The 4,013-nt window shown below is 37.0% G+C and carries 2 protein-coding genes; one reads left to right on the top strand and one right to left on the bottom strand.

Annotated features, from left to right (window positions below; all coding sequences use genetic code 11):
• A partial coding sequence (gene leuS / locus GSY74_RS05310) for a leucine--tRNA ligase (RefSeq protein WP_164664066.1) occupies positions 1-2,434 on the bottom strand: 2,434 nt, incomplete at its 3' end.
• A gap of 320 nt (positions 2,435-2,754) precedes the next feature.
• Here leuS and mltB point away from each other — a divergent pair.
• Positions 2,755-3,885 (top strand): lytic murein transglycosylase B, encoded by a 1,131-nt coding sequence (gene mltB, locus GSY74_RS05305; protein ID WP_164664065.1) that lies wholly within the window; start codon positions 2,755-2,757, stop codon positions 3,883-3,885.
• Positions 3,886-4,013 lie beyond the last annotated feature (128 nt).

Here is a 4,013-nt window from a genome sequence, read left to right as displayed (position 1 = left end):
CCAAATTCACCAACTTATTAGGAACGACTATCTCTTTAACAATGTTTTTTCCATCTAACCACTTAGCCACAGTTAATTTTGCCTCTTCTACAATCTCATCTTTAGAAGCAGTCGAACTAACCTCTATCTCACCTCTTCGTTTACCATTAACGCTAACACCTAAAGTAACAGTGTCTTGAACAAACACCTCTTCAATAATCTCTATTTTGTTAGCCAAGTTCTCTGAACTAAACAGCTCCTCACTAAGCTCTGCACATACATGAGGGGTAATAGGTTCCAAAAGGTGAAGCAAGATATACATCCCCTCTGACCACACCTGCTCATTTTTCTGCTTATCAAGTGCATTAAGAGCCTCCATACAAGCGGCAATTAGAGTATTAAATGCAAAACTTTTCTCATAAACATCAGTTGACTTTTTGAGTGCCTCATAGACTTTTGCTCTTGCTATTTTCTCCTCTTTATTCAAAGTAGTTTGGTCGATTGTTGGCATAAAGTTACTTATTACTTTACTTTTTCTATCATAAAGCTTCTTAATAAACCGAAACGCACCCTCAACAGCCGAATCATTCCACTCTAACTCTTTTTGAGGTGGAGCAGCAAATAGAGTAAATAGTCTTGCCGTATCTGCACCATACTTTTCTATAAGAGGATCTGGATCAACAACATTTCCTTTTGACTTTGACATTTTTTCCCCATTTTTAAGAACCATACCTTGGGTTAAAAGATTATCAAACGGCTCTTTGATATTCTCTATAAACCCTAAATCTCTCAAAGCTTTTGTAAAAAATCTTGCATAGAGCAGGTGTAAAATAGCGTGTTCAATTCCACCAATATACTGGTCAACACCAAGCCAGTAGTTTACATCATCTCTGTCTATTCCCATACTATTCCACTTATCAGGATGAGTTGCATATCGAAACTGATACCAACTAGACTGCACAAAAGTATCCAAAGTATCTGTCTCTCTTCTTGCATCCTCTCCACAATTTGGACAAACACACTTAGACCATGTTGGATGATTTTCAAGTGGATTTCCCTCACCTGTAATCTCTACATCTTCAGGCAATGCAATTGGCAGATTTTTAACCTTTTCAGCCACCAAACCACAACTATCACAATGCACAAATGGAATTGGAGCACCCCAGTATCGTTGACGACTTATACCCCAGTTTCTAAGTTTGTAGTTAGTAGTTCCCTTACCAAGCCCCTGCTCTTCAAAATATTTGATAATCTCTGCTTTGGCTTCCATATTTTTCATACCTGTAAAACTATCAGAGTTAATAAGCTCACCCTCACCTGTATAGGCTTCATTTTCATTACTACCACCAGAGATAACAAACTTAAGAGGTAGGTCATACTGCTTTGCAAACTCAAAATCTCTCTGGTCATGAGTAGGCACAGACATAACAGCTCCACCACCATAAGAGGCAAGTACAAAATTGGCTGTCCATACAGAAATCTCTTCACCTGTCAAAGGGTGATTAACTCTAATTCCAAGGTCATAACCCTCTTTATCGGCTTTGGCTCTTTCTATCTCCGTCATGTTCCCCATAGCCGTAATTTTCTCTGCAACATTAGCATTTAAAAGTTCATTTTTAATTAAAGCTTTGACGATTGGATGTTCAGGTGCTAAGGCTGTATAGGTTACTCCATAAATAGTATCGGATCTCGTGGTAAATACTTCAAAACCTTCAAATTTGTTCTCTAATTTCTCTTTTGAATCAGGTGAAAATTTAAAAGCAAACTCCAACCCTTGTGATTTCCCAATCCAGTTGCTCTGCATTGCTAACACCTGAGAGGGCCATTTCCCCTCAAGCAGTTTCAAATCCTCTAGCAACTCATCAGCATATTTGACTATATTGATGTAGTACCCAGGCATCTCTTTTAGTTGAATCTCATTGCTACAACGCCAACAGCACCCCTCCTCCACCTGTTCATTTGCCAAAACAGTATGACAATCTTCACACCAATTAACCGTTGTTGACTCACGATAGAGAAGTTTTTCCTCAAACATCTTGATGATAAACTCCTGCTCCCACTTCGTATAAAGCTCATCACAAGTTGCAAACTCTCTTGTTTTTGAAAATGAGAGTCCAAGAGTGTTTAGCTCTTTTCGCATATAGTCAATGTTTGAGTATGTCCAATCTTTTGGATGTCGTCCATGTTTGATAGCTGCATTCTCTGCTGGCATACCAAAAGCATCCCAACCAATTGGGTGAAGAACATTATAGTTCTGCTTTCTATAGTACCTTGCCATAGCATCACCAATAGCGTAGTTTCGCACATGCCCCATATGTAGCCTCCCACTGGGGAAAGGAAACATACTCAATATATATTTTTTAGGTAAACTCTTATCATCCAAAGGCTCAAATGCACCTTTTTCACTCCATATCTTTTGCCATTTTGCTTCTATTTCACTTGGATTGTAGCTCATATTCTCTCCATAAGGTTAAGCTTCTTGTAAAACTAGGAACCGATGGCTTTAGCCTCATTATGTTCGGGAGTAAACTATCCGATTCCAAAGAGTTTTTCAAGAAGTCTATTAAAATTAGATGGATTATACCAAATGATGAATTAGAGGTTGTTATTTTATAAATTTTGTTTATTTTAACTCCTTGGCAAACAGTAAAAAACAAAAAATATTACACTATGCGTAAACTAGCAAAATACTTTTACTCTTTCTCTATTTTTCATTGCGAATTCAATTAAAAATTATTATAATTCAAATACATTAATATATATATGGGGAACATCATGAAAATTAGCAAAATATCCACTTTTACCTTATCACTACTACTTCTTTCGGCATGTAGCACAAAAAGTCCTGAGAAAAAAGAGTTAAGTGATACTAATCAAACTATAACTAGTCAAGCTAGATTAGGAATTGACGCAAACAGGACTAAAGAACCTATTGTAGAAGTAACAGCACCAACCTATGATGAACTCCACGGAGAGTTCCAAACAAACCATGAACTTCTAAGTTTTATAGATATGATGGTAAATGTTCACAGTTTTAAAAGAGATGAGCTAAATAGAATCTTCTCACAAGCACAAAATTTTCGACATATTCCACAACCACGAAGCTGTTCAACAGATATACTTCGTATACAACAGGGAAAATGGGATAGATACAAAAGTTGCTTTATATACGAGAACAATATCCAAAGAGGTATAGATTTTTGGGAGAAACATAAAGAGACACTAGAGAGAGCTGAGATGGAGTATGGAGTTCCTGCTGAGTATATAGTGGGAATTGTCGGTATAGAGACAGCATATGGTACCAATTTTGGTAAACATAGAGTGATTGATGTATTGACAACCAAGAGTATGTTAGGTCATCGACGAGCAAACTTCTATAGAGATGAGTTAGAAAATTTTCTTATCCTTACACGAGATGCAGGACTTAGCCCAACAGAGCTTATGGGGTCAACATCAGGTGCTTTGGGTTATGGACAGTTTATACCAAGTAGCTATATTAGATTTGCAATTGATTTTAATGGCGATGGGGCAACAGACCTATGGAATGCAGAAGATGCTATAGGTAGTATCGCTAACTACTTTAGCAGAAATGGGTGGAAATCTTCCATTAGTCAAGTAGCTGTTCGAGCAAAATACAAAGGTCAACGATTTAGGAGCAAGAAACTAAAAACGGGATATAAACACAAATACTCCCAATATAAATTAAGAAAAAAATATAAAATCAAACCTCGCTCAAAACTTTACTACAGAGGACCTGTATCTCTAATAGACCTACCAAGAGCTACTTATGATGAGTTATGGTTTGGAACACATAACTTTAGAGTTATTACAACATATAACCATAGTTCGTTCTATGCAATGGCTGTATACCAACTTGCACAAGCTGTAAAAGATAAAAGAGGTTAATAAAAATCTTGCACAACTAGAAAACGATGGCTTTAGCCTAATGCCAATGAATTAGCGAGGCTGAAGCCATCGTTTCCTTATATGCAATCTGCATTTTCAGAATCGGCGTGTTTACACCCGAACTATTT

The sequence above is a fragment of the Sulfurovum sp. bin170 genome, from assembly GCF_010892395.1.
Lineage (GTDB): Bacteria > Campylobacterota > Campylobacteria > Campylobacterales > Sulfurovaceae > UBA1140.
This window is presented reverse-complemented; position numbering and strand designations above follow the sequence as displayed.

Bases quoted from the DNA above. Each gene is read 5' to 3' on its own strand.
- mltB (WP_164664065.1), top strand. From the start codon at position 2,755: ATGAAAATTAGCAAAATATCCACTTTTACCTTATCACTACTACTTCTT.